Genomic DNA, 22,311 nt, shown 5'->3' on the forward strand with positions numbered 1-22,311 from the left:
TCAAAGCGGTATGAAAAACGGGGTGGACGATGGACGGTGACCAACTTCTATCTCTCGGTGAAGATTTTCGCGTCGTGCTGGAACGCGCAAAATCACTGCAGGCCGAGGGATACCAGGAAGAGGTCAGTGCGGTTTTGATGCAAAGCGCATCGGATATGGCGGAAGCATGTGCATTCGCTTTGGCGCAGCTTGATGAAAAGCGCGACATCACTGAACTTTTCCTGATCTCTGCGCGACTTGCCCGCATGACCGAGGCTTTGACATCAGAAAGGCAATCCATCCTTCGGGAAAGTTCCGCTCAAGGCTGAGACCATCTGCTTGGGCTGGCTTGTATTGGCGCGCCCCTGCGTTACCCTCCGATTAGCTGCAACGGAGGCGCACATATGAGTTGGAACCCCGCACTCGACCCCCATTGTCCTACGGGCAACGAAGTGGATGCCATCGAAACCGTTATCGTGCCAAGGGCACGGGATCTTGGCGGATTTGAAGTGCGTCGTGCGCTTCCCGCCCCGAAGCGGCAGATGGTTGGCCCGTTCATCTTTTTTGATCAAATGGGGCCCGCGGAGTTCATCACCGGACAGGGAATCGATGTTCGCCCTCATCCCCACATTGGCCTCGCGACGGTGACGTACCTCTATAAGGGTAAAATTCATCACCGGGATTCCCTTGGTACCGATCAATGGATCGAGCCGGGTGCAGTCAACTGGATGGTTGCGGGGCACGGCATTACGCATTCCGAGCGGACGGATGGCGAGATAAGAAACCGACCCCACGATCTTTTCGGCATCCAGACGTGGGTCGCCATGCCCGCTGATCGTGAAGATGATGCAGCAGCATTCGAGCATGCCGGGAAAGATACGCTTCCGGTAATCGAGGCCGAAGGGAAGCATGTCCGGCTGATCCTCGGCGACGCCTATGGCGCACGCGCGCCCGTAGAGACCCCGTCCGAGATGTTCTACGCAGATGCCATACTTGAAGCGAATGCGGCTATTCCCTTGCCTGACAATCATGAAGACCGGGGCGTCTACGTGGTCGATGGATCAATTTCTGTGGGTGGCGATGTATTTGAGGCAGGCCGGATGATGGTGTTTCGCCCGGGCGACAAAATCAGTCTCACGGCCGGGGAACACGGCGCACGGATCATGCTTTTGGGCGGTGCCACACTGGAAGGGCCCAGATATATCTGGTGGAACTTCGTCGCATCATCGAAAGAGCGGATCGAGGCCGCTAAAGAAGCTTGGCGGGCGGAAGATTGGGCCCATGGTCGTTTCCAGTTGCCGCCGGGCGATGACAGCGAACATATCCCACTACCGGACCGATGACCGTCCTCAGACCCCTAAACACAGCGGATCTGGCCGCTGTCGCCAAGTTGCAGACGAACAGTTGGGGGGAAAACTACGCCAATGTTCTACCACCAGACTACCTTTCAGGTCCGATGCAACGCGACATCGCGGCCCGCTGGGCCAAGGGTCTCACGGAAACGGATCTTGTCCTGGGCGCCTTTGATCCGGCAGGTGATTTGTCGGGCTTTATCGCAATAAAGCTGATCGAACCCGCGCCCTACATCGACAATCTTCATATCCGTCGGGATGCATGGGGGCAGGGGCTTGCGACGCGGCTGATGTCCTATGCTGCGGCAAGGCTGTCAGAGATGGGCCATGATGCGGCTTGGTTGACGGTGCTTGACACCAATATTCGCGCCAGGGCGCTTTATTCCCGGCTTGGGGGCAAGGAGGGGCCGCCCGGTCCCGATGAGATGTTTGGACAGGCCGTCGTAAGTTGTCCGGTGCATTGGACTGACCTCCGCGCCCTCGCACAATTGGGTGGATCGGGTGAAAAGTGACATCAATGCAGGATCGCCGCTTGACGGGGCGTGGCGTGGATCATAAACCCTGCGGCACGCCTGAGAGATCGGGCTGCAGTGAGCGGTTGTAGCTCAGTTGGTTAGAGTACCGGCCTGTCACGCCGGGGGTCGCGGGTTCGAGCCCCGTCAACCGCGCCATCACTGCCTGACATAAGGACCGCAAGGTCCGACCTGCGCGGTTGTAGCTCAGTTGGTTAGAGTACCGGCCTGTCACGCCGGGGGTCGCGGGTTCGAGCCCCGTCAACCGCGCCACTTTCCCCCTTTTTCGTGTTTCTGTCTTGGAGTTGAGAAAAGTAGTTCATTTTCGGACAGGAAGCCGGTTGTTCAACTGCAGACGGCTTCGACGTCCGCGCCGTCCCATGGTTTGATCACGTTGGTGTTCGGCAGGCGGGCGACGAGGCTCGGATTTCCGAAGGCGGCCTCAAGCAATTCTCGCAAACGCGCCGTTCGGGCGCCGTCGGGATCAAGCGCCCGACAGCAGACAAACTCTTCAACGATGGCCCCCTGTTGCTCATAACCGAAATCGGAAAACTGCGCGTCGCTGTCGCCCAGATCAAAAAGATAAGGGTCCGCGCTTGCCCGATGTTCCGCTACTGCCTTGAATGGGTGATACCCGGTAATGTCCCGGTTCTGCCATTGCCAGATATGGGTCATCTCGTGGGCCAGCAGCATCGCCTCATAGAGATACATTTCATTGGGATATCCGGGAATGTAATTCGGTAGATAATAGTCACGGTTCACAAAAATCCGATTGAAGATCACTGTTGCCGCAGGCGCACCTGTCACGATCTCTTCGGTCGGTGGCGGGAAGATCCGATCCTGACACGTCACGCGCGGGCGTTTGGGGATTGCCAGAGAAAACGACCGCAGGGGCGGGATACGAACCAATCGCACCTTTGACGTGTCCAGAGACGGACCATGAATGCCCTGGAGGTAGTTTTGTTCCGTGGGCGTCAGCGGTCGTCCGCAGCCCACACACAAGAAAAGAAGAAGCACAATCCAGAGTCGCATTCGGTCGACTTTGCTTGGCTTCCTGCGCAGAGGCAAGCGTCAAGACCGCGCAGGGTGCTGCCCGTCAAAAGCATGATGATTCTGAGTATGGATATTGCATCCCGAACCAGCTGCTCCCGTCTGATTTAGATCAACGCTGCACTGGCAAACGCGCTGCATATTGTTAGTGGGGCAGCAAAAAGGGAGACGTCATGCGTCGGATTTTGAGCATTATGATTGGAGTGGCGGCCATAGGGTCGGGGGCCATCGCACAGGATGTTGAAGTTGACCTCAGCGAAGGTCGCGAGACGTTTTTCACATACTGCGCGACCTGCCATGGGATCGAGGCGCGGGGAGATGGCCCCATGGCATCCATGTTGGTTCTGACACCGCCTGATCTGACCGATCTCGCCCGACAGAACGGCGGAACCTTTCCGCGAGCCTTTGTGATCGCCCGCATCGACGGACGGGATCCCCTGTTGGCCCATGGCAGCCCGATGCCGGTATATGGCGACTACTTCGAGGGACGGGGGGTCACAATGCGCGACGAGGGCGGGGAACTGGTTATGACCAGCCAGCCCGTCGTTGACCTCGTGGAATGGCTGGAAAGCATCCAGAACTAAGGTGCAGCACGCTTAATCGCCGTCCGAAAGCTCTTGGAAGAAGGGCGAAATCGGCGGGCGGTCGGGCACATCCTCCGCACGAGGCAGATAGAGCACAAGATCTGTCTGACCTTGAGCGTTCTTCACATTGCTGCGCAGTTCGGTCTTCTTTCCCTGCTGCGACAGGGCCAGCAGATCATCGGTCGACGTGTTTGAGATCAACTCAATCAGCGCGGGCGACGTCGCGAAGCCCAAATGGCCGAAGGGATCTATCCCGCGTCGCCGCCCCGCAACTTCAAACACGATAATTCCCTTTTCCAGCAACGCATCAACGCTTTCCACCTGACCCACCCGCGCATGGCCGCCCCGCAATGCACGCGACAGATTAAGCGCGCGGTCCTGAGGGTTCGTCAGGACCACCATCGGAAACCGCAGCGGCTCCAATATCTGGATGTCCTGCATAAACACATCCACGTCGATGTCAGGGGAGGCGAAGACAACGGCTTCAAACATCTCCAGAACGTCCTTGCGACGACGCGCCGCCAATTCCAGCAAGGCATCGAAAGCCACCTGTGAGCCCATCGAATGGGCGACCAGCCGGATCTCGCGCGCATTCGATTGCGCCAGAAGATCCAGTGTCTCCACCAGGCCCGAGCGTCCGAAACTGGCACTGTCGCGATCATAGACATATTGCAACGTCCGCCCGGCTGATGGCCACGAATAACCGACCGCGATGGCCTCAAAGTCGAAGTCATGACGCAGTTGCGCGGTGCGATACACAGCGCGGGGAAAGCTGATGTTGTAGCCATGGATGAAGATCAGGATGCGGCCCTGAGCCTCGGGGTCGGCGGCTATTCTTTCGTTCACGCGGTCGATAAAATCCTGCCCGGTGTCCAACGGCTCAATCGATGTCGCTGTGAAGTCCCGGCTTGCATCCACACGCCGTCGGGGTAACGGCAGCGTACCCGCTTCGCGGTTTTCGGGAATAGAGACGTCGATATCCGCGAAGTTGAGCTGCGGCGAGCGCGCGTCTGAGAACACAAACGGCCCACCTTCGGCGGGTACCCGAGATGTCGTTATCAAGACATGCTGCACAACCCTGTCCCGCGCCGGTGCCAGATCGGGCATAGGCACCAGTGACACAACCCGCGAGCAAGCGGAGAGCATCAGAAAGAGGCAAAGAATAGCATTAATATTCTGCACAAAAGACATCCTGCGAGGCTTGGCGAACGCCTGACATGATGTTCTTGCGCTGGAATGTGTCAAGTCAGGTCAGCGAAGTGGTGCCAGTCCCTCATTTCGTATAGCGAAATGCATTTATCTCAGAATTCTTGCTTCATGGAGGGAATAGTAGTTCTCTAGAGTTGCATTTATTTTGTTAGGAGACTTTATGGAACGTCCAGATTATTTAAGTGATGGTGCTCCAGCAAGGCTGTTTCCAGTTCTTTCGACGGTCTCGAAAGAAGGTAGAACAACATCAATAGTCTTGGCTTCGATGAGGATCGTGGATGAATTCGCCTCAGCATTGTTCGAAACTATAGGTTTGAGATTGGGTAAGCGTTCGAGCGTTCACGCATTTACCGAAATTGTTTTCAAATCAGAGAAGAATGTGAAGAATGATCGCCCTGACGGTTTGATTATTATAAATACGGGCCAGCGTCAGTGGCGTGCACTCATAGAAACGAAAATTGGAAAAGCGACCCTGAGCTTGGAGCAGATAGAAAGATATCGCGATCTTGCGAGATTACATAAAATTGATTGTGTGATCACTATATCGAATCAATTCGCAACCTCTCCTCAATTCCATCCGCTAAGTGCAGAGCTCAATAGGCGTAATACGATTCCAGTTTTTCATTGGTCATGGATGCTAGTTCGTACTATGGTCGATTACTTACTCAGTAACGAGAAAGTCGTTGATAGAGATCAGGCGATCTTATTGAAGGAGCTATCACTCTTCCTCTCTCATGAAAGTGCCGGCGTTGAAGGTTTTAACAAAATGCCAAAGGAATGGTCCACACTATCTAAGCTGGTGGTTGCGGATGGTAAGATATCTAAAAGTTCAGCTGATACAAAAGTTGTTGTCGATGCTTGGCATCAAGAGACGAAAGATCTTTGTCTAATTTTGACTAGAAAACTCAATGCAATTGTCACAGAAAGGTTGCCTCGTAAGCTCGCAAACTCTTCCTTGGAGAAGATGAAAGCAACCATAAACCAACTTTCTGAGAGCAATTCGCTATCTATGGTACTGGATATACCGGACGCGGCTTCACCTTTCGAAGTGTGCGCTGATCTTAAAGGACGATCAATTTCCGTTGGTATGCGTTTGCGTGCTCCAGATGATAAAAAATCATCACGGGCTAGGCTGAATTGGCTGCTTCGGCAAGTAAAGACTGAATCTTTAAGTGATACCTACGTTCGGTTCAACTGGCCTGGCAGAAGTGATCCTACATTGGCGGCACTTTCTGAATTACGAGAAAAGCCCGATCTTATCTCGGAAGGAAGAGAACATCTTGCAGTTCACTCGTTTGAGATATTCAAGCTAGTGAAGCTCGGCGCAAAATTTGGCCAGCAGGCTGCGTTTATCGAAGCGCTCGAGCGAATAGTACCGGCATTTTACGAAAGTATTGGGCAGAACCTAACAGCATATGTAAAGAAACCACCCAAAGTGAGTGTTGAACCTAATGAGGCTGCCGATATTTCGCAGGAAGTTGGAGAACTAGACTAAACATCCACGTCCTCCACAAACCGCGCGTTCTCTTGGATGTATTCGAAACGCAATTCCGGTTTTTTGCCCATGAGGCGCTCTACGAGGTCTCCGGTTTCGCCGGGCATGTCCTCGTCTATGGTCACCCGGATCAGCTTGCGGGTTTCCGGGTTCATCGTGGTGTCTTTCAAGTCCTTTGCGTCCATCTCGCCCAAGCCCTTGAATCGGCTGACGTCGATCTTTGCCTTCCCGCCCAGACCCTTGGCGAGCCACGCATCACGCTCCGCCTCGTCCAGACAGTAAACCCGCTTGGCCCCTTGTGTCAGACGGTAGAGCGGCGGGCAGGCCAGGTAGAGGTGACCTTGGTCGATCATTGGACGCATCTGGGTGAAGAAAAACGTCATAAGCAGTGAGGCGATATGCGCCCCGTCCACATCCGCGTCCGTCATGATGATGATCTTGTCATAACGCAGATCATCCACGTTGAACTTCGTCCCCATGCCGACCCCAAGAGCCTGACAGAGGTCGGAGATTTCGGCGTTTGAGCCCAGCTTTGAGGAGGCCGCCCCAAGTACGTTCAGTATCTTGCCCCGAAGCGGCAGAAGTGCCTGGTTGACCCGGTTGCGGGCCATCTTGGCCGAGCCGCCCGCGCTGTCGCCCTCCACGATGAATAGCTCCGTCCCATCGCGGTTCGTGGCGGAGCAATCGACCAGCTTGCCGGGCAGGCGCAGTTTCTTGGTGGCAGATTTGCGCGCGGTCTCCTTCTCCTGACGGCGGCGCAGGCGCTCTTCGGCGCGTAGCACGAGAAAATCGAGGATTGCGCCTGCGGATTTAGTATCAGCCGCCAGCCAGTTGTCAAAATGATCTCGGACGGAGTTCTCGACCATCCGCTGCGCCTCGACCGTCGCCAGCCGGTCCTTGGTCTGGCCCACGAATTCCGGGTCCCGGATGAAGCAAGACACAAGCGCGCCCGCGCCCGTTGTCAGGTCTTCCCGGGTGATGGTGCCGGCCTTTTTGTTGCTGACCAGTTCACCATAGGCCTTGATGCCTTTGAGGATTGCCGCCCAGAAGCCGGCCTCGTGGGTGCCGCCTTCGGGCGTGGGCACCGTGTTGCAATAGGACTGGATGAACCCATCCCGTGATGGCGTCCAATTGATTGCCCAATCCACCTTGCCCGGCACGCCGAATTTGTCGAAGGACACGGACCCGGCAAAAGGTTTCTCCGAGTAGGTCGTCGCAGTCCCCAGTGTTTCCTGCAGGTAGTCGGCCAGACCGCCGGGAAAGCGGAACGTGGCTTCCAGTGGGGTTTCACCGTCATTGATGGCCGTCTTCCATCGGATCTCGACGCCGGAGAACAGATAGGCCTTAGAACGCGCCATTTTGAACAGGCGGGCGGGCTTCAGTTTCAAAGTGCCGAAGATTTCGGCGTCCGGGTGGAAGGTGACGGCGGTGCCGCGCCGGTTTGGAGCCGCGCCAATTTTGCTCAGCTTGTCCTGAGGGACGCCGCGCGAGAACTCCATCGCGAACAGTTCCTTGTTGCGCGCAACCTCGACGCGCAAGTGATCCGACAGCGCGTTGACGACGGACGAGCCCACCCCATGTAGCCCGCCGGAGGTCTGATAGCTATCGCCCGAAAACTTGCCGCCCGCGTTCAGGGTGCAGAAAATGATTTCTAGCGCCGATTTGGTCGGGTCCGTTGGGTGCGGTCCTGTGGGAATGCCGCGGCCGTTGTCCCGCACGGAGACATGACCGTTTTCGTGCAGTTCGACCTCGATCCATGTAGCGTGGCCCGCAACGGCCTCGTCCATGGAGTTGTCGATGATCTCGGCCACCATGTGATGCAGCGCCCGGTCATCCTTGCCGCCGATATACATGCCCGGTCGCAACCGGACATGCTCCATGTCCTCCAAGACCTGAATAGAGGAGGCATCATAGCCGTCGGAGGCTGCCCCGGAGAGAAGATCATTCATACCGCTGCTCTTTTTTGTTGCTTGGCGCGACTATGCCAGAGCGTGCCGCGTGGGGGAAGGGACCTTAGCGGGGCGAAATGGTGATGTTTTGATTGTCAGAGAGGTGCCGCAAGGTTGCGGCTTGAAAAGCCTCGGGCCAGTCAATTTGCGCGCGTTCGGCCATGTCGCGGGCCAAGGGAAAGAACACGCGGGATGTTTCGACAACTGCGTCGATCAACTCTGTGCGGTTCGGTCCCGGATATGGCAGGGCCTCGAGAATGGCCATTTGATCGGGCGTCAGCAGCCGTTTCAAGTGCAGCACGCCGCCCCGGTCGGGCAAGGTACACGTCTCCAGGAGCAGATCACAGGTCAGATCCCGCAGGATCGCACAACCTTTGGTAAGCATCACGAGCTCACCGCGCCCAAGTCCGACATGGGTTAACCCCAAAACGCGGATAAATTCATTGATGATGTAATTGATGCGCTGCGGGTTTGGGGTGGCCTCTGGCAAGGTGGCCGGCAGGGTTTCATAGATACGAGACGGATCGAACAGAGGGGTAACGCTGTCTTGTGCGCGGTGTGTGAGCTTGTCCGAACTGGTGATAAACAAATCGCAACGCACCCAGTCGTGCAGCACAGCATTTGCAAGACTTGTGATCCCGTGTCGCGCGCTCCAATAGATGACCGGTTGCAGATCTTCGAGCGCATTCTTGAACGAACCCGTCAGCGCGTTAGCGTTTTCTGTGTCCGCAACCGCAACAAAGTCGAGATCACTATAGGCGTCAGCGGTTCCTTTGCCATGGCTACCGGCCATGAAAAGCGCCTGCAGCGACGGCACGTTCGAAAGCTTCGCAGTGACATTCCCTATGATCACGTCGTGCTCCATGACTTTTATGTGTGTTTCCAGTTGCCGCTTGGCAAGACTTCAGTGCGAAGCGCCGCGATGTCGCAGGCTGGGGCGTGGAACAGGTCGGGCAAGCTCGGGGTTGAGCGTCTGAAAAATAAGGACTTACCCCATGCCGCAATCCACTCTCACCATCGCGATTTTCGGCGCAGCGGGCGCAACCGGAGCCAAGCTGGTCACGCAAGCCGCCGCCGCTGGTCATAAAGTACGCGCGATCGAACACAGTTGGCCCCAAAAAGCGCCGGACACCGACCTTGTCACGCATCACACCGCTGACGTCCTGAAAGATGATCTGTCGAATCTGATTGACGGTACCGATGCTGTCGTGTCCGCTCTGGGCGTAGGCAATGATCTACCCACGCTGATTAATCCGCCGCCGCTCTATACCGAAGGTACGTTGCGGATCGTCCAGGGTATGAAAGCTGTGGATGTGCGGCGCCTCGTGGTGATTTCGGCCAGCTTTGTCGAAGCAAAGGATCGCGGGCCGCTGCATTTCCGGATCCCAGCGATGCTGTCGCTTCACCGGGTGTTTACCCAAATGGGAGACATGGAGCGGATATTGCGGGTCACTGATGACATTGACTGGACCGCCGTTCGCCCGGGATGGCTGATGGACGGCGATCTGACCGAAGACTACACCGTGACGGACAACGTCATCCCGCCAAAACTGATCCGCACGCGCCACGCGGACCTCGCACATTTCATTCTCAGGTGCATCACGGACGGAAGCCACGTTAGAGAAACACCGGCCATCGCCCGTGCCGAACCTCCGGAAGCCACTTCGCCAATGGCGGTCTTGAGAGAGATGGCATAGTGCGCGCCTGGCTTTTTTGCTTCGGTATGGTACTTTTAGATGAACTTTTCCGGATATCTGAGCATGCAATACGACCTCGTAGAAACGCGCATCATTGACTTGGCGACTTCCTACCGCGGCCGAACATCACTGGTCCCAGCAGTTGTGGATGCGCTCAACGTCACACGCATGGCAGAGGTCGGCGTTTGGCGAGGTGAATTTTCTGATCTTTTGTTGCGCTCGTGTCCCGATCTTGAGCACTACGTCATGGTCGATCCATGGCGCCATCTGGCTCAATGGGATAAACCCTTAAATAAGAAAGACGCCGCACTGGAGCGGGACTATCAGACGGCAATGGCTGCGACAGCGCATGCGGTGGAAAAGCGCCATGTGATGCGAGGAACCACTCTGGAAGTGGCGCATGAAATACCTGAAGGTGATCTCGATTTTGCCTATATCGACGGAGATCACACTCTGCGCGGCGTGCTGATCGATCTGCTAAAATTTTACCCTAAGCTGCGGCAGGGCGGCGTAATGTGGGGTGACGACTTCGTACAGAACATCTGGCAACACGGAGAGGCACACGAACCAACACTGGTGTTCCCGACTGCCATCTACATCGCAGAGCTTATGGGGGACCCTATCATTGCGTTGCCGGACAGCCAGTTCGCAATCATAAAGACCGGCGGCGCGGGATTTGCGTTGCGCGATCCGTTTAATCTTGTTTCGGCGCCAACCGTCTTGGCGGCGGCGCGCGTCAAAGGTTAAGCGCTGCTCGAATCGGACTTTTGGCTCTTGCGAGGTGGGTGGCATAGGCCTTCCTTTTCGACGTTGCGACGTCCGGCAACCCCGTCCCCAGAGTGATGTCGGCGCAGGTGCCACGCGCCGGAAGGCGTATCTGACGCAGGCATAATCTCAGCGCACCCAAAATTTTCACCGGCGCTTGGCCACAAAGTCGCCCGCCAGCTCGATTGGCGCGACTGCACTTGCCTGCGCTGTTCTTTGGCGTCTGCTGAGTGTTGTCGTCGGGTATGCGGCGGCGTATCGAGGGTTATGACCTTCTCACAGCATCTTCGCGCGGTCCTCGTTCTGGGCCTGCCTTTGATTGGCAGCCATTTGGCGCAGTTTGCCATCGGGCTGTTCGATACGATCATGCTTGGCTGGTACGGTGTCACTGAACTGGCGGCTTCGGTTTTGGCCAACTCCTTCTTTTTCGTGATCTTCATTATGGGGGCGGGATTTGCTTTTGCTGTCATGCCAATGGTGGCTGAGGCGTCCTCGGGGGACGACGATACAACTGTGCGCCGCGTGACCCGAATGGGGATGTGGCTGTCGGTGATATATGCTGCCCTGTTTCTCCCCCTGATGATCTGGTCGAAATCTGTCTTTCTGGCGTTCGGGCAGGATCCCGGCCTCAGCCAAATGGCACAGGATTATCTGCGGATTGCCGGGTTTGGCTTGTTTCCTGCGCTGCTTATCATGGTCTTGAAAAGCTATCTCGCTGCGTTGGAGCGGACACAGGTTGTGCTGTGGATCACGCTCCTCGCCGTTGCGGTAAATGCGTTTGGGAACTGGGTCCTGATCTTCGGTAACCTGGGTGTTCCGGAGATGGGTCTAAAAGGGGCGGCCATTGCATCTGCCACAACTCATCTCGTGGCTGTTTTGGCCCTCGCACTCTATGTCGCAAAAGCGCCCGGTACGCGTGCGCAAGTGATGTTTCAGCGTATCTGGCGCCCTGATCCCGAGGTTTTTGGCCGTGTCTTTCGTTTGGGTTGGCCCATCGGGCTAACGAACCTTGCCGAGAGCAGCCTGTTTTCGGCTTCAGCCCTGATCATTGGATTGATCGGGACAGTTCCGCTGGCGGCCCATGGTATCGCAATTCAGATCGCGTCTGGCACCTTCATGATACATCTGGCTTTAGGGCAGGCTGCAACGGTGCGGGCGGGGCGTGCGTTGGGACGGCGGGACTTCGAGGGTATGTGGCGCGGGGGCTCCGCAGCGGTCAGCCTGTCGATGTTTGTGGTCGCACTGACCATGATCGCATTTCTAACCGTACCGGAGCTTTTGATTTCAGGTTTTATCGATCCTGATGAACCGGCGCGCGGAGCGATCCTTGCCATGGGAACGACACTTCTTGCCGTGGCGGGACTGTTCCAGCTGGTTGACGCGGGTCAGGTAATGGCCCTGAGCATGCTACGCGGCATCCAGGATACGCGCGTGCCAATGATCATGGCCGCCATCGCCTATTGGTTGGTCGGTCTGCCGACTGCGTATTTTCTGGGGATCGTTTTGCAGATTGGACCCGTTGGTGTCTGGCTGGGCTTGGTGGCGGGGCTCTTTATGGCGAGTGCGCTGTTGTGGTGGCGCTTCGTGCAACGGTTTCGCGCGATGTCGTCACCGGCCCTCAGTCCGAGCCTTTGAGCAGTCGATCCGCCTTCTTGCGCACAAGTACGCTGCGCAGATCATGCATCGCCAGTAGCAACGCATCTGTGACCTCTTCCAGCTGATCCTGCTCTGCCTTGGTTTGTGCCCAATGGGTCGTCAGGTTCAGGTAATCGACGGCGCGGTAAATGTCATCGATATCGCGGGTGGCCAACACGGCAACGCGCTCATCCATCCAGTCCTTGATGACGACCAGCTCCTCGTCGCTTAACGTGTGGCTGCCATGCGGCTTGATCTGGCCGTTGCGCACGTTGACGACTGCAATTTCCTGCATTTCGATCCGTCGCTGGCGATTTTCCGTGTCGACACGAAATACGGTGGCGCCGTTTTCTCGGACGCGGAAATAGAAATCTGGAAGCTCGCTCGACATCGTTTAACCCTGTTTTCGCGACGCTAGCATAAAGAAACAGCAAAGGGGGAGGGCATGTTGAACCTCACTCGCATCAGGTCGCCAGATCCGTGGGCAAGGCTGTGGTGTCCTTGATGTCGTCCATCACGAAGCTGGCCGAGATATCCGCGATCGGGATCTGCCGGATCAACCGCTGATAGAACCGATCATACCCGTCGACGTCCGGGACTTTCACGCGCAGTACGTAATCCAGATCGCCGCTCATCCGGTGCGCGCCGATGATTTCAGGCGTATCCCGAACCACCCGCGCAAAGGTTTCGAGCCAATCGGACTGGTGCATGTTGGTGCGGATCATCACGAAAACGGTCAGTCCCAAACCAAGAGCCGCAGGATCAATAAGGGCGACCCGAGACCTGATGACGCCTGCGTCTTCCATCTGGCGGATACGCCGCCAACAGGCATTGCGGGACAGGTGAACGCGCTCCGCGAGGGCGTCCATGCTGATCGATGCGTCCTGTTGCAGAAGCTTCAGGATATTGCGATCCATTTTGTCAATATTTTCTGCCATAAGTTGGGATAACATCCCAAGAAATTTCTAATCAAGCAGAAAATTGGGACATTCTCCCGCGTTCAAAATGACAAACTGCTTCCAACATCAAAGCGGAGATCGTTATGCAAGAACGCACCTCAACTCAGACAGCTAACACAGCGGCAGGGACATCCTTTGCAAGTCTGTTCACAAGTCATCCCCAAAGTGTCGGGGAGACATACCTGCAGCATCAGGTCTTTGCGCTCCGATTTGCCTTTCGGCTGTTGAGGGCGTCCGGCGCCGCTTTTGTTCACGCCGTGGTTCCCGGTCTCTGCCAGAAGACTGCGAGCCGCGAAATTCATGCTCTACATGCGCAATTGTCCAATCGTGCGCCGGACCACAACGCTGGATAAAGACCGCTAGTTGTGAGGGATTGCTCTGTAGCCTTTCACGATCATCGCCATGCCAACACCGAGAAGTCCAAGACCGCTCAACAATTCGGGGTTGAGCCAGCGGGATGTTGTTCGCTTGACCGCGTGCATGGTCGCTAACGCGTATCCAAGGATGGAGATAGCATCCAGAACTAGAAAAACCGCGCCGTAAACGATGCTCTGCCAGAAGATGCTGTGCTCTGGCGAGATGAAGGCTGGGAACAAGGCAACGAAAAAGACGATGGCTTTCGGATTGGCGACGCACGCGAAAAAGCCTGCCCAAAAAGTTACTTTGCCTGATATCGAAACAGAGGCGTCTTCAAGTTTTTTCGTGCGAAAAATGGCCTGATAAGCCATGCCCAGAATAAAAAGCCCACCTGCAATCTGAAGAAATGGCAGAACCATCGCAGACAGGGACAACAGAACCGTCAGACTGCTGACCGCGACAACGATGTGAACGATTGTGCCAAGCGCGTCGCCCGCCACCGTGACGTAGGCCGCGCGTGGGCCGTAGCGAACGGCCTGCGCCGTGGCAAAGGCAACGGATGGACCAGGCACCGCTACGAACAGAAGCGTTGTTGTGAGAAACCCGATGAAAAGAACTGCATCCATGGCAACATCCGCCTGTCGTCAAATCAGTATGCCGTCTTTCTGCGACAGCTGATCTTGCCGGTCAATCTTTGGGCCACTGATATCGGAGGCGGCGCCAACGTTGGGCTTAGCTCCGACGGCGGGACGCGAACCGGGGAAGCATCGCGCTGAAATCCTTGCCGTGCCCATCTTCTTTCTCGACGAATGTCGCATAAAGGTCCGTCGCATGCCGGCCTATCGGGGTATCTGCGTCCGCATCTTTGGCCGCCTGCTGGCTGAGGCGCAGGTCTTTCAGCATTAGATCCGCCGCGAAGCCAGGCTTATAGTCATTGTCCGCAGGGCTCTGAGGGCCGACCCCCGGTGCAGGGCAATACGCGTTCATCGACCAACTGTAGCCAGACGATGTGCTGACGACGTCAAACATCTTTTGTCGATCTAGGCCCAACTTGTCGGCCAAAGCGAAGGCCTCACATGTGCCGATCATCGTGATGCCCAGGATCATATTGTTGCAAATTTTTGCGGCCTGACCGTTGCCTGCAGCCCCGCAATGAACCGCTTTTTGGCCCATTACCTCAAAAAGTGGCTGGGCTTTCGCAAACGCCGCGTCCGTGCCACCCGCCATGAATGTAAGGGTGCCCGCATCAGCGCCACCAACGCCACCTGAGACCGGCGCATCGACGGCCAAAAGCCCCGCGTTCTGCGCCTGATCGGCGACGTCCCGCGCGCTTGCCACATCGACCGTTGAGCAATCGAGATGCAACGCACCGGCGGACATGGCAGGATAAATATCAGCCGCAACGGCCCGTAATATGTCACCGTTCGGCAGCATCGTGATGACGACGTCTTGGCCAGTTGCTGCGTCCCGCGCGCTTTCTGCCTGCATTACGCCGTCGGGGCAGGGCGCTACCGTGTCGTAGCCCGTCACATTATACCCAGCCACCGCCAGATTGCGGGCCATGGGGGCGCCCATATTGCCCAATCCGATAAACCCGATTTTCATGGCATCTCCTCCCAACTCAGGCTGTCTTCTCCCAAAGGCAGCAGCATGTTCGTGACCTCTATATCAGGGACTTTGTCTGGCGCAGAATGTGCCCATTTTGGATTTCTATCCTTGTCAATGATTGCAGCACGGATGCCTTCAATGAAATCGCCTTGTGCCATGGAACGGTGTGTATAGCGGTACTCTTGATCGAGCGCTTGCCGGATAGAGGTTGCCGACCGCAAGCGCCGTACAATCTGAACGCAGCACGCCATTGCCAAAGGGGCGTTCCGATGCAGCGACTTGAGCGTATTGGTGGCGAAATCACTGTTTGACGCTTTAAGCGCACGGACAATATCACCCAATGCCTCACCCGAAAAAAAGCTGTCGATATCGCGCTGTCTTTCCACCAGTTTGCCAGTGTCCGGCACGACAGGTTTAATCATTTCAACCTTGCCTGTGTTGACCAGGGCCGCCTTTGTGTCCGCCCAATCTGCTTCTGGCACGAAGTGATCAGCAAAGCCTGCGTAAATTGCATCGGCTGTGCCCATGCGAAACCCCGTGGTGCCAAGGTATTCGCCCAGATGACCCGGGGCCAAGGCCAGCATCAGGGACCCGCCGACATCGGGAACAAGCCCGATGCCGCATTCTGGCATGGCAATCTGGGAGCTTTCTCCGACGATGCGATGTGACCCATGACAGCCGACACCCACGCCGCCGCCCATTGTGTAACCCTGCAGGAAACTCACAACCGGCTTGGGGTACTCGAAGATCTTCGCGTTCAGCCGGTATTCATCCCGCCAGAACCGTTGACCGTATTCGAAATCTCCCGCCGTGCCCGCTGCATACATCTCGGAGATATCGCCGCCCGAGCAAAAGGCACGATTGCCCTTAGCATCCATGAGAACAAGGTCAATGTCAGCACTGCGCCAGTCGTCCAGCGTCGCTTCGATCTGCCGAACCATGTCGTAGGTCAGTGCATTCAGAGCGTCCGGACGGTTCAGCGTGATGCGACCGGCGCGGCCCTCGACGCGAATATGAATGTCGCTCATGCGGCGATCATCTGGCGGGACACAATCATCCGCATGATTTCGTTCGTGCCCTCAAGGATTTGATGAACGCGAAGATCACGTACGATTTTCTCGATCCCGTAATCCGCGAGATAACCATAGCCGCCATGAAGTTGCAGGCAGTCATTGGCGACCTTCGACCCCGTTTCTGTCACGAACTTCTTGGCCATGGCGCAGTATTTCACGGCATCGGGCGCGCCTGTATCAAGTTTCCACGCGGCCTGCCGTAGAAACACCCGCGCGGCCTGCAACTCGATCTCCATATCCGCAAGTCGGAATTGCAGCGCTTGAAACTGGTCGATGGATTTACCGAAGGCTTTGCGTTCCGCCATATAATCCAGCGTCTTATTCAGCGCGGTCTGAGCCGCCCCAAGGGAGCAGGCGGCGATGTTCAACCGTCCGCCATCAAGCCCCTGCATCGCATAGGAAAAGCCTTTGCTTTCTTCGCCCAGCAGGTTTTCAGCAGGGACCTTGCACGCGTCCAACTGAACCTGCCGTGTCGGCTGGGATCGCCACCCCATCTTGTCCTCAAGGCCGCCAAACGACAGCCCGTCTGCGCCATCGTCGATCACAAGCGTCGAGATGCCTTTCGGTCCATCATCGCCGGTCCGAACCATCACGATATATGCGTCCGAATAGCCTCCGCCTGAAATGAAGGCCTTTGTTCCCGTGACATCGAAGCCGGCATTGGTTCGTTCTGCGCGGGTTTTGAGCGCGGCCGCGTCGGAGCCTGAGCCAGGCTCGGTCAAACAGTATGAAAAGAACGTCTCCATCCCGATCGCACGATCCAGATAGCGGGCCTTCAGGTCGTCCGAGCCGAACTTATCGATCATCGCGGCGCACATATTGTGGATCGACAGGAAGGCGGCCACCGATGGGCAGGCCATCGACAATGCCTCGAACACCAATGTCGCATCCAGCCGGGACAGCCCGGACCCGCCAGCGTCCTCTGAGACATAAAGCCCGCCAAACCCAAGTTCCGCCAGCTTCGGCCAAAGATTTTTCGGAATGTCGCCGTCCTTTTCCCAAGCTTGGGCGTAGGGCGCGATGTGTTCATCTCCGAACGCCTTGGCCATATCGAAAATGGCGGATTGTTCCTCGGTCAGTGCAAAATCCATCGCAAGGCCTCCCCGCCAGCGGAATTGAACGCTTGTTCTATTTTACGCCGACCGAGGGCCAAAGCAAGGGCGGTCTACTCCATGACAGGGATCGAGAACTCCCCGCCTTCCTTGATGCCGGAGGGCCAGCGTGATGTGATGGTCTTCGTCCGCGTGTAAAACTTAAAGCTGTCCGGCCCGTGTTGGTTCAGATCGCCGAACATCGATTTCTTCCATCCGCCGAAGGTGTGGTAGGCCAACGGAACGGGGATCGGGACGTTGACGCCAACCATGCCGACGTTCACACGACTCGCGAAATCGCGGGCCGTGTCCCCGTCGCGGGTAAAGATCGCGGTACCATTGCCGTATTCATGGTCCATCGCCATGCCAAGCGCCTCTTCATAGGTTTGCGCGCGCACGGTGCTGAGAACGGGGCCGAAGATCTCTTTTCGATAAATCTCCATGTCCGTAGTGACGTTATCGAACAGATGCGCACCGACGAAGAAGCCATCCTCATAGCCCTGAAGGGAAAAATTCCGCCCATCTACGACCAGCTTTGCACCTTGGTCGATTCCACTTTGGACAAGGCGCTCGATGTTGCCCTTTGCTGCTGCTGTCACCACGGGTCCGTAATCCACGTCGTTTCCTGAGGTATACGGCCCCACTTTCAACGCCTCGACGCGCGGCGCGAGCTTCTCGATCAGACGGTCTGCCGTGTCATCGCCAACAGGGACGGCGACCGAAATCGCCATACACCGTTCGCCCGCCGCCCCGTATCCAGCGCCGACCAGCGCATCTGCGGCCTGATCCATGTCCGCATCAGGCATGATGATCATATGGTTCTTCGCGCCGCCAAAGCATTGGACCCGTTTGCCGTTCGCACAGCCCGTAGCGTAGATGTACTCAGCGATCGGGGTGGAGCCGACAAAGCCCACCGACTGGACTACCTCGTTGTGGAGGATGGCGTCGACCGCTTCCTTGTCGCCATTCACCACTTGCAGGATTCCCTTGGGCAGGCCTGCTTCTTCCATCAGCTCCGCCAGCATCAGCGGCACCGACGGGTCTCGTTCCGATGGTTTCAGGATGAAGGCATTGCCACACACGATGGCGGGCGCAAACATCCACATTGGGATCATCGCCGGAAAGTTGAAGGGGGTGATACCGGCCGTCACACCGAGCGGTTGCTTCATGGAATACATGTCGATGCCCGGCCCGGCGCTGTCAGTGAACTCGCCCTTCAGGTGATGCGGTGCGCCGATGCAGAACTCCACCACTTCAAGACCGCGCTGCACGTCGCCTGCCGCATCGGGCAGGGTCTTGCCGTGCTCGCGGCTGAGGGCCTCTGCGAGTTTGTCCATATCGCGGTTTAGAAGCTGTACGAATTTCATCATCACGCGGGCGCGCCGCTGCGGATTGGTCGCGGCCCAGCCCGGTTGCGCCTTGCGGGCGACTTCGACCGCGCGTTCCATCTCATCTGTGCCCGCGAGGGGAACCCTGGTTTGCACCTCACCTGTTGCCGGGTTGAAGACATCGGCAAACCGGCCAGATGTGCCTTTGACATGTGCGCCGTCGATGTAATGCGTCAGTTCTTGCATCGTGATCCTCCCTCTCATGTGTTGGGCGGACCCTACATGCCGCGTTTCAGGAACGGCAAGCCACATTCAGCCCCGCGCCCATGCGGCATCAATTGGCCGGAGAGGTATGCCGTACTTGACGTAGCGCGCATCCGCGTCACACACTTGTGAAATTCCGGATGAAAAAGGGAGGAAATGATGCTTGTCCGCCAGATTTTGAAGTCAAAGAACGATGATGGGGTTGTGACGATCGCACCAGACGCCACCGTGTCAGATGCCGCGCAGTTGCTGTCTGCACGTCGGATTGGATCCGTCGTTGTTTCGACTGACGGGAAAAACGCAGACGGTATTTTGTCCGAACGTGACATCGTTCGCGAGATCGGGAAGCGCGGACCGGCTTGCCTGAGTGAGCAGGTGTCACAGATGATGACCCGCTCTGTTCAGACATGCGCCTGTGACGACAAGGCCGACGCCATTCTGGCGCGTATGACCGAGGGCCGCTTCCGCCACATGCCGGTCGAAGAAGCCGGACAAATGGTTGGGCTGATTACGCTGGGTGATGTCGTTAAAGCCCGTTTGAGCGAGTTGTCCATGGAAAAAGATGCGCTCGAAGGCATGATCATGGGGCACTAGACCCACGACGACCAAGATGAATGCGCTTTGGTGTTGATTTCGCTCGCGCAATATTGTTGCGTGCACGGGCGAAAAAGCGTGGGCGTCCAAAGGCTCAGGCGTAAAAGCGAGGTTCGCCATGCGCACAGGCCTTTACCCAGGCACGTTTGATCCCATCACTCTGGGGCATATCGATATCATTAGGCGGGCTTGTTCCTTGGTGGATCACCTTGTCATCGGTGTGGCCATCAACCGTGACAAAGGCCCGCTTTTTTCCCTCGAAGAACGCGTCAGTATGATCGAGGCGGAATGTGCCGGACTGGCCGAAGAGACCAACACGAAGATCACCGTTCATCCCTTTGAAAATCTTCTGATAAATTGCGCCAGAGATGTTGGGGCCGCCGTGATCATCCGTGGTCTTCGGGCCGTGGCGGACTTTGAATATGAGTATCAGATGGTCGGTATGAACCGGGCGATGGATAACAGCATCGAGACGGTTTTCTTGATGGCAGAGGCTGAGCATCAGGCCATTGCTTCGAAGCTGGTTAAAGAGATCGCGCGGCTTGAGGGAGATGTCTCCAACTTTGTAACGCCTTCGGTCCTCACGCAACTGAACGCCAAGCTGTCTTGATCTCGCCGACATCGAAACAGGAAGGTGTTTCCCTTCCGGTCAATGCGCTTTAGGTACACGTCAACGCGATAGAACAAAGGAGGCCCAGACCATGGCCGAGATCAAAGATCCCGAGAACACGATCCTGATGGAACTCAAAGGTGGCACCGTCACGATTGAGCTGTTGCCGGATGTGGCCCCGCAGCATGCAGAGCGGATGAAAACGTTGGCGCGCAACGGCGACTACGACAATGTCGCGTTTCACCGGGTGATCGACGGGTTCATGGCGCAAACGGGTGATGTCGCGAACGGCAACATGGAAAAAGATTTCAATCTGTCGCGCGCCGGGACAGGCGGATCAGACATGCCGGACCTGCCCGCAGAGTTTTCGAAACTGCCCCATGATCGCGGAACGCTAGGTGCAGCACGCTCCCAGAACCCTGACAGCGCGAACAGCCAGTTCTTCATCAATTTCTCAGACAACAGCTTTCTGAATGGCCAGTACACGGTCTATGGCCGCGTGATCGAAGGGATGGAGCATGTGGATGCGATCACGCGGGGGGAGCCGCCTGCGCAGCCTGACCGAATGATCAGCGTCAAGGTCGCCGCAGATGCGTAACAGTTTTTTCGCCCTCATTCTTATGACTGTTCCGGCCTTTGGTGCGGGGCTTCAGGTGGACATCGCTGGACAAGCCAATGGCACCGTGACGATTGATCTGTTTGAGAATGTCGCACCGAAACACGTCGCGCAGATCACCGCGTTGGCGGAAGAGGGCGCCTATAACGAAGTGGTGTTCCATCGCGTGATCGAGGGCTTCATGGCTCAAACTGGCGATGTCGAGCACGGGAAAGTCGGTGCGGATATGCGTCGGGCTGGGACAGGCGGCTCCGACAAACCTGATTTGCCCGCCGAGTTCTCCGACCGGTCTTTTGAGCGGGGCATTGTCGGCATGGCACGTGCGCAAAACCCAAACTCGGCCAACAGCCAGTTCTTCATCATGTTCGATGAAGGCACCTTCTTGAATGGTCAGTACACTGTGGTGGGTGAGGTGACAGACGGAATGGACGTTATTGACCAGATCAAACGCGGCGACGGGCCAAACGGCGCCGTTATCGGTGAGCCGGACGTAATGACGGATGTGCGCGTCACCAACTGACGCGCAATCACCTGTGTGTGAGCGGGGGTAGTTTTCCGCAGGGCCTCTACGCGATGCTGGTATCAGCGTTACGGAGGGGCCGATGTACAGAATTCTTATGATTGCCGGTTGCGTGATGTGGGCGCTCACTCTGCCGTCTCTTGGTCAGACTTTTGGTGGTCCGGCCAACTGGCAGTCCGAATGGCCCCGCACTGACTTTTCAAAAGCGTCGGTTGATCTTGATGAGATCCGATCCGGGGGACCTGCCAAAGATGGCATTCCTGCTGTCGATGATCCGCGTTTCATGAACGCTCGTCAGGAGAAACGGTTAGCGCCAAACGAGCCGGTCCTGACTCTGGAGATATCTGGCCAGATCCCTCGAGCCTACCCGATCCGTTATTTCATGGTGCACGAGATCGTAAACGATACCGTTGGCAGTGTGCCTGTTGCCGTCACGTTCTGTCCGCTTTGTAATTCCGGTATGGTGTTCGACCGAAGGGTAAACGGTCAAACGCTTGATTTCGGCGTGACGGGCAAGCTCCGCCACTCGGATATGGTGATGTATGACCGGCAGACGGAAAGCTGGTGGCAGCAGGCGGTGGGCAGAGGGATTGTCGGTCAGTATTCCGGCAAACGGTTGAAACAGGTGCCGTCATGGATGGAAAGTTGGGCGGATTTCGCCGCTCGTAATCCCGATGGCCTGGTGATGGATGCGCCGCTCGCGGGTGTATCTTATGGCAGAAACCCGTATGTCAAATATGACAGTTCGGATCGTCCGTTTCTGTATGACGGCACATTGCCGCCCGGCGGGATTGATCCGATGGCACGGGTCGTTCGGGTTGGCAGTTTGGCTTGGCCACTCAGTCGACTTGACCGCGAAAAGCGCATTGTTGAGGCCGGTGTGATCCTGACATGGGAAGGCACCCAAGCTTCGGCGCTGGATACCGCGCGGATAGGACAGGGGCGGGCGGTCAACTCGGTTCGAGTTCGAGACGCATCTGGACGTGACATGCCCCACGACGTCATGTTCGCTTTCGCGTTTCACGCGTTTTTCCCGGACGGGGTGTGGCAACTGTCACGCTAGG

25 protein-coding genes and 2 tRNA genes are annotated in these 22,311 nt (G+C 56.8%); 16 read left to right on the forward strand and 11 right to left on the reverse strand.

Going from position 1 to position 22,311, the window contains the following annotated elements; translation table 11 throughout:
- Nucleotides 1-29 precede the first annotated feature (29 nt).
- The 5 genes from KIN_RS15305 to KIN_RS15325 all read left to right on the forward strand — a co-directional run bounded on the left by KIN_RS15305 (nucleotide 30) and on the right by KIN_RS15325 (nucleotide 2,116).
- The gene (locus tag KIN_RS15305; RefSeq protein WP_159808628.1) at nucleotides 30-308 is read left to right on the forward strand and encodes a hypothetical protein; all 279 of its coding nucleotides are present in this window, start codon (nucleotides 30-32) and stop codon (nucleotides 306-308) included.
- Nucleotides 309-383: 75 nt separating this feature from the next.
- On the forward strand, nucleotides 384-1,322 hold the full coding sequence (locus KIN_RS15310; RefSeq protein ID WP_159808630.1) for a pirin family protein: 939 nt from the start codon (nucleotides 384-386) through the stop codon (nucleotides 1,320-1,322).
- Nucleotides 1,319-1,843 (forward strand): GNAT family N-acetyltransferase, encoded by a 525-nt coding sequence (locus tag KIN_RS15315; protein ID WP_159808632.1) that lies wholly within the window; start codon nucleotides 1,319-1,321, stop codon nucleotides 1,841-1,843. Before KIN_RS15310 ends, KIN_RS15315 begins: the two co-directional genes overlap by 4 nt.
- Nucleotides 1,844-1,925: 82 nt before the next feature.
- Nucleotides 1,926-2,002: transfer RNA gene (locus tag KIN_RS15320), tRNA-Asp, on the forward strand.
- Nucleotides 2,003-2,039: 37 nt separating this feature from the next.
- A tRNA-Asp gene (locus KIN_RS15325) sits at nucleotides 2,040-2,116 on the forward strand.
- Between the two features lie 72 nt (nucleotides 2,117-2,188).
- Here KIN_RS15325 and KIN_RS15330 read toward each other — a convergent pair.
- Nucleotides 2,189-2,875 carry a hypothetical protein gene (locus KIN_RS15330; RefSeq protein WP_159808634.1) on the reverse strand — a complete coding sequence of 229 codons (687 nt, stop codon included), beginning with the start codon at nucleotides 2,873-2,875 and terminating at the stop codon, nucleotides 2,189-2,191.
- 191 nt (nucleotides 2,876-3,066) lie between these two features.
- On the opposite strand from KIN_RS15330, the gene KIN_RS15335 reads away from it, so the two are divergent.
- Complete coding sequence (locus KIN_RS15335; protein ID WP_174239128.1) at nucleotides 3,067-3,477, forward strand: c-type cytochrome; 411 nt, start codon at nucleotides 3,067-3,069, stop codon at nucleotides 3,475-3,477.
- Between the two features lie 12 nt (nucleotides 3,478-3,489).
- Here KIN_RS15335 and KIN_RS15340 read toward each other — a convergent pair whose 3' ends face one another.
- On the reverse strand, nucleotides 3,490-4,659 hold the full coding sequence (locus tag KIN_RS15340) for an alpha/beta hydrolase (RefSeq protein WP_159808636.1): 1,170 nt from the start codon (nucleotides 4,657-4,659) through the stop codon (nucleotides 3,490-3,492).
- Between the two features lie 187 nt (nucleotides 4,660-4,846).
- On the opposite strand from KIN_RS15340, the gene KIN_RS15345 reads away from it, so the two are divergent.
- Nucleotides 4,847-6,181, forward strand: coding sequence for a hypothetical protein (locus KIN_RS15345; RefSeq protein WP_159808638.1), 1,335 nt, complete (start codon nucleotides 4,847-4,849; stop codon nucleotides 6,179-6,181).
- On the opposite strand, the gene KIN_RS15350 is transcribed toward KIN_RS15345, so the two are convergent.
- Nucleotides 6,178-8,130, reverse strand: a complete 1,953-nt coding sequence (locus KIN_RS15350; protein WP_159808640.1) for a DNA gyrase/topoisomerase IV subunit B — start codon at nucleotides 8,128-8,130, stop codon at nucleotides 6,178-6,180. The genes KIN_RS15345 and KIN_RS15350 overlap by 4 nt on opposite strands.
- Nucleotides 8,131-8,194: 64 nt before the next feature.
- Nucleotides 8,195-8,983 carry an aminoglycoside 6-adenylyltransferase gene (locus tag KIN_RS15355; protein WP_159808642.1) on the reverse strand — a complete coding sequence of 263 codons (789 nt, stop codon included), beginning with the start codon at nucleotides 8,981-8,983 and terminating at the stop codon, nucleotides 8,195-8,197.
- 142 nt (nucleotides 8,984-9,125) lie between these two features.
- Between KIN_RS15355 and KIN_RS15360 the strand changes: the two genes are divergently transcribed.
- The 3 genes from KIN_RS15360 (at nucleotide 9,126) to KIN_RS15370 (ending at nucleotide 12,227) form a co-directional block, all read left to right on the forward strand.
- On the forward strand, nucleotides 9,126-9,827 hold the full coding sequence (locus KIN_RS15360; RefSeq protein ID WP_243144941.1) for an NAD(P)-dependent oxidoreductase: 702 nt from the start codon (nucleotides 9,126-9,128) through the stop codon (nucleotides 9,825-9,827).
- A 63-nt stretch (nucleotides 9,828-9,890) separates the two neighbouring features.
- Nucleotides 9,891-10,574, forward strand: a complete 684-nt coding sequence (locus tag KIN_RS15365; protein ID WP_159808644.1) for a class I SAM-dependent methyltransferase — start codon at nucleotides 9,891-9,893, stop codon at nucleotides 10,572-10,574.
- Nucleotides 10,575-10,859: 285 nt separating this feature from the next.
- Complete coding sequence (locus tag KIN_RS15370; RefSeq protein WP_159808646.1) at nucleotides 10,860-12,227, forward strand: MATE family efflux transporter; 1,368 nt, start codon at nucleotides 10,860-10,862, stop codon at nucleotides 12,225-12,227.
- On the opposite strand, the gene KIN_RS15375 is transcribed toward KIN_RS15370, so the two are convergent.
- Together KIN_RS15375 and KIN_RS15380 are read right to left on the reverse strand one after the other, a co-directional pair.
- Complete coding sequence (locus KIN_RS15375; RefSeq protein ID WP_159808648.1) at nucleotides 12,211-12,618, reverse strand: hypothetical protein; 408 nt, start codon at nucleotides 12,616-12,618, stop codon at nucleotides 12,211-12,213. The genes KIN_RS15370 and KIN_RS15375 overlap by 17 nt on opposite strands.
- Before the next feature lie 73 nt (nucleotides 12,619-12,691).
- Complete coding sequence (locus tag KIN_RS15380; RefSeq protein ID WP_159808650.1) at nucleotides 12,692-13,165, reverse strand: Lrp/AsnC family transcriptional regulator; 474 nt, start codon at nucleotides 13,163-13,165, stop codon at nucleotides 12,692-12,694.
- 104 nt (nucleotides 13,166-13,269) lie between these two features.
- Here KIN_RS15380 and KIN_RS22455 point away from each other — a divergent pair, with 104 nt between their 5' ends.
- A complete protein-coding gene (locus KIN_RS22455) occupies nucleotides 13,270-13,539 on the forward strand; it encodes a DUF6356 family protein (protein ID WP_243144942.1) in 270 nt (89 codons plus the stop codon).
- A gap of 6 nt (nucleotides 13,540-13,545) precedes the next feature.
- On the opposite strand, the gene KIN_RS15385 is transcribed toward KIN_RS22455, so the two are convergent.
- From KIN_RS15385 to KIN_RS15405, 5 genes are all read right to left on the reverse strand, one after another.
- Nucleotides 13,546-14,169, reverse strand: coding sequence for a LysE family translocator (locus KIN_RS15385; protein WP_159808652.1), 624 nt, complete (start codon nucleotides 14,167-14,169; stop codon nucleotides 13,546-13,548).
- Between the two features lie 106 nt (nucleotides 14,170-14,275).
- Nucleotides 14,276-15,148, reverse strand: a complete 873-nt coding sequence (mmsB, locus tag KIN_RS15390) for a 3-hydroxyisobutyrate dehydrogenase (protein ID WP_159808654.1) — start codon at nucleotides 15,146-15,148, stop codon at nucleotides 14,276-14,278.
- A complete protein-coding gene (locus tag KIN_RS15395; RefSeq protein ID WP_159808656.1) occupies nucleotides 15,145-16,179 on the reverse strand; it encodes an enoyl-CoA hydratase/isomerase family protein in 1,035 nt (344 codons plus the stop codon). Before KIN_RS15395 ends, mmsB begins: the two co-directional genes overlap by 4 nt.
- Nucleotides 16,176-17,315, reverse strand: a complete 1,140-nt coding sequence (locus KIN_RS15400; RefSeq protein WP_159808658.1) for an acyl-CoA dehydrogenase family protein — start codon at nucleotides 17,313-17,315, stop codon at nucleotides 16,176-16,178. The genes KIN_RS15395 and KIN_RS15400 overlap by 4 nt, the downstream gene beginning before the upstream one ends.
- Nucleotides 17,316-17,389: 74 nt before the next feature.
- The gene (locus tag KIN_RS15405; RefSeq protein WP_159808660.1) at nucleotides 17,390-18,889 is read right to left on the reverse strand and encodes a CoA-acylating methylmalonate-semialdehyde dehydrogenase; all 1,500 of its coding nucleotides are present in this window, start codon (nucleotides 18,887-18,889) and stop codon (nucleotides 17,390-17,392) included.
- A 177-nt stretch (nucleotides 18,890-19,066) separates the two neighbouring features.
- Here KIN_RS15405 and KIN_RS15410 point away from each other — a divergent pair, with 177 nt between their 5' ends.
- The 5 genes from KIN_RS15410 to KIN_RS15430 all read left to right on the forward strand — a co-directional run bounded on the left by KIN_RS15410 (nucleotide 19,067) and on the right by KIN_RS15430 (nucleotide 22,310).
- Nucleotides 19,067-19,501 (forward strand): CBS domain-containing protein, encoded by a 435-nt coding sequence (locus KIN_RS15410; RefSeq protein WP_159808662.1) that lies wholly within the window; start codon nucleotides 19,067-19,069, stop codon nucleotides 19,499-19,501.
- 118 nt (nucleotides 19,502-19,619) lie between these two features.
- Nucleotides 19,620-20,111, forward strand: coding sequence for a pantetheine-phosphate adenylyltransferase (gene coaD, locus KIN_RS15415; RefSeq protein WP_159808664.1), 492 nt, complete (start codon nucleotides 19,620-19,622; stop codon nucleotides 20,109-20,111).
- 91 nt (nucleotides 20,112-20,202) lie between these two features.
- The gene (locus tag KIN_RS15420; protein WP_159808666.1) at nucleotides 20,203-20,709 is read left to right on the forward strand and encodes a peptidylprolyl isomerase; all 507 of its coding nucleotides are present in this window, start codon (nucleotides 20,203-20,205) and stop codon (nucleotides 20,707-20,709) included.
- On the forward strand, nucleotides 20,702-21,247 hold the full coding sequence (locus KIN_RS15425; RefSeq protein WP_159808668.1) for a peptidylprolyl isomerase: 546 nt from the start codon (nucleotides 20,702-20,704) through the stop codon (nucleotides 21,245-21,247). The genes KIN_RS15420 and KIN_RS15425 overlap by 8 nt, the downstream gene beginning before the upstream one ends.
- A gap of 115 nt (nucleotides 21,248-21,362) precedes the next feature.
- Nucleotides 21,363-22,310, forward strand: a complete 948-nt coding sequence (locus KIN_RS15430; protein ID WP_159808946.1) for a DUF3179 domain-containing protein — start codon at nucleotides 21,363-21,365, stop codon at nucleotides 22,308-22,310.
- The last annotated feature ends 1 nt before the right edge of the window (nucleotide 22,311 follow it).

The sequence above is a fragment of the Litoreibacter roseus genome (genome assembly GCF_009811795.1).
In the GTDB taxonomy this organism is placed as follows: domain Bacteria; phylum Pseudomonadota; class Alphaproteobacteria; order Rhodobacterales; family Rhodobacteraceae; genus Litoreibacter; species Litoreibacter roseus.

Excerpts from the sequence above, each read along its gene's own strand:
- KIN_RS15305 (WP_159808628.1), top strand. The coding sequence starts at position 30 with ATGGACGGTGACCAACTTCTATCTCTCGGTGAAGATTTTCGCGTCGTG.
- KIN_RS15365 (WP_159808644.1), top strand. The coding sequence starts at position 9,891 with ATGCAATACGACCTCGTAGAAACGCGCATCATTGACTTGGCGACTTCC.
- KIN_RS15345 (WP_159808638.1), top strand. The coding sequence starts at position 4,847 with ATGGAACGTCCAGATTATTTAAGTGATGGTGCTCCAGCAAGGCTGTTT.
- KIN_RS22455 (WP_243144942.1), top strand. The coding sequence starts at position 13,270 with ATGCAAGAACGCACCTCAACTCAGACAGCTAACACAGCGGCAGGGACA.
- KIN_RS15330 (WP_159808634.1), bottom strand. The coding sequence starts at position 2,875 with ATGCGACTCTGGATTGTGCTTCTTCTTTTCTTGTGTGTGGGCTGCGGA.
- KIN_RS15410 (WP_159808662.1), top strand. The coding sequence starts at position 19,067 with ATGCTTGTCCGCCAGATTTTGAAGTCAAAGAACGATGATGGGGTTGTG.
- KIN_RS15430 (WP_159808946.1), top strand. The coding sequence starts at position 21,363 with ATGTGGGCGCTCACTCTGCCGTCTCTTGGTCAGACTTTTGGTGGTCCG.
- KIN_RS15405 (WP_159808660.1), bottom strand. The coding sequence starts at position 18,889 with ATGCAAGAACTGACGCATTACATCGACGGCGCACATGTCAAAGGCACA.
- KIN_RS15425 (WP_159808668.1), top strand. The coding sequence starts at position 20,702 with ATGCGTAACAGTTTTTTCGCCCTCATTCTTATGACTGTTCCGGCCTTT.
- KIN_RS15380 (WP_159808650.1), bottom strand. The coding sequence starts at position 13,165 with ATGGCAGAAAATATTGACAAAATGGATCGCAATATCCTGAAGCTTCTG.
- KIN_RS15385 (WP_159808652.1), bottom strand. The coding sequence starts at position 14,169 with ATGGATGCAGTTCTTTTCATCGGGTTTCTCACAACAACGCTTCTGTTC.
- KIN_RS15350 (WP_159808640.1), bottom strand. The coding sequence starts at position 8,130 with ATGAATGATCTTCTCTCCGGGGCAGCCTCCGACGGCTATGATGCCTCC.
- KIN_RS15400 (WP_159808658.1), bottom strand. The coding sequence starts at position 17,315 with ATGGATTTTGCACTGACCGAGGAACAATCCGCCATTTTCGATATGGCC.
- KIN_RS15370 (WP_159808646.1), top strand. The coding sequence starts at position 10,860 with ATGACCTTCTCACAGCATCTTCGCGCGGTCCTCGTTCTGGGCCTGCCT.
- KIN_RS15375 (WP_159808648.1), bottom strand. The coding sequence starts at position 12,618 with ATGTCGAGCGAGCTTCCAGATTTCTATTTCCGCGTCCGAGAAAACGGC.
- KIN_RS15420 (WP_159808666.1), top strand. The coding sequence starts at position 20,203 with ATGGCCGAGATCAAAGATCCCGAGAACACGATCCTGATGGAACTCAAA.
- coaD (WP_159808664.1), top strand. The coding sequence starts at position 19,620 with ATGCGCACAGGCCTTTACCCAGGCACGTTTGATCCCATCACTCTGGGG.
- KIN_RS15310 (WP_159808630.1), top strand. The coding sequence starts at position 384 with ATGAGTTGGAACCCCGCACTCGACCCCCATTGTCCTACGGGCAACGAA.
- KIN_RS15395 (WP_159808656.1), bottom strand. The coding sequence starts at position 16,179 with ATGAGCGACATTCATATTCGCGTCGAGGGCCGCGCCGGTCGCATCACG.
- KIN_RS15360 (WP_243144941.1), top strand. The coding sequence starts at position 9,126 with ATGCCGCAATCCACTCTCACCATCGCGATTTTCGGCGCAGCGGGCGCA.
- KIN_RS15335 (WP_174239128.1), top strand. The coding sequence starts at position 3,067 with ATGCGTCGGATTTTGAGCATTATGATTGGAGTGGCGGCCATAGGGTCG.
- KIN_RS15315 (WP_159808632.1), top strand. The coding sequence starts at position 1,319 with ATGACCGTCCTCAGACCCCTAAACACAGCGGATCTGGCCGCTGTCGCC.
- mmsB (WP_159808654.1), bottom strand. The coding sequence starts at position 15,148 with ATGAAAATCGGGTTTATCGGATTGGGCAATATGGGCGCCCCCATGGCC.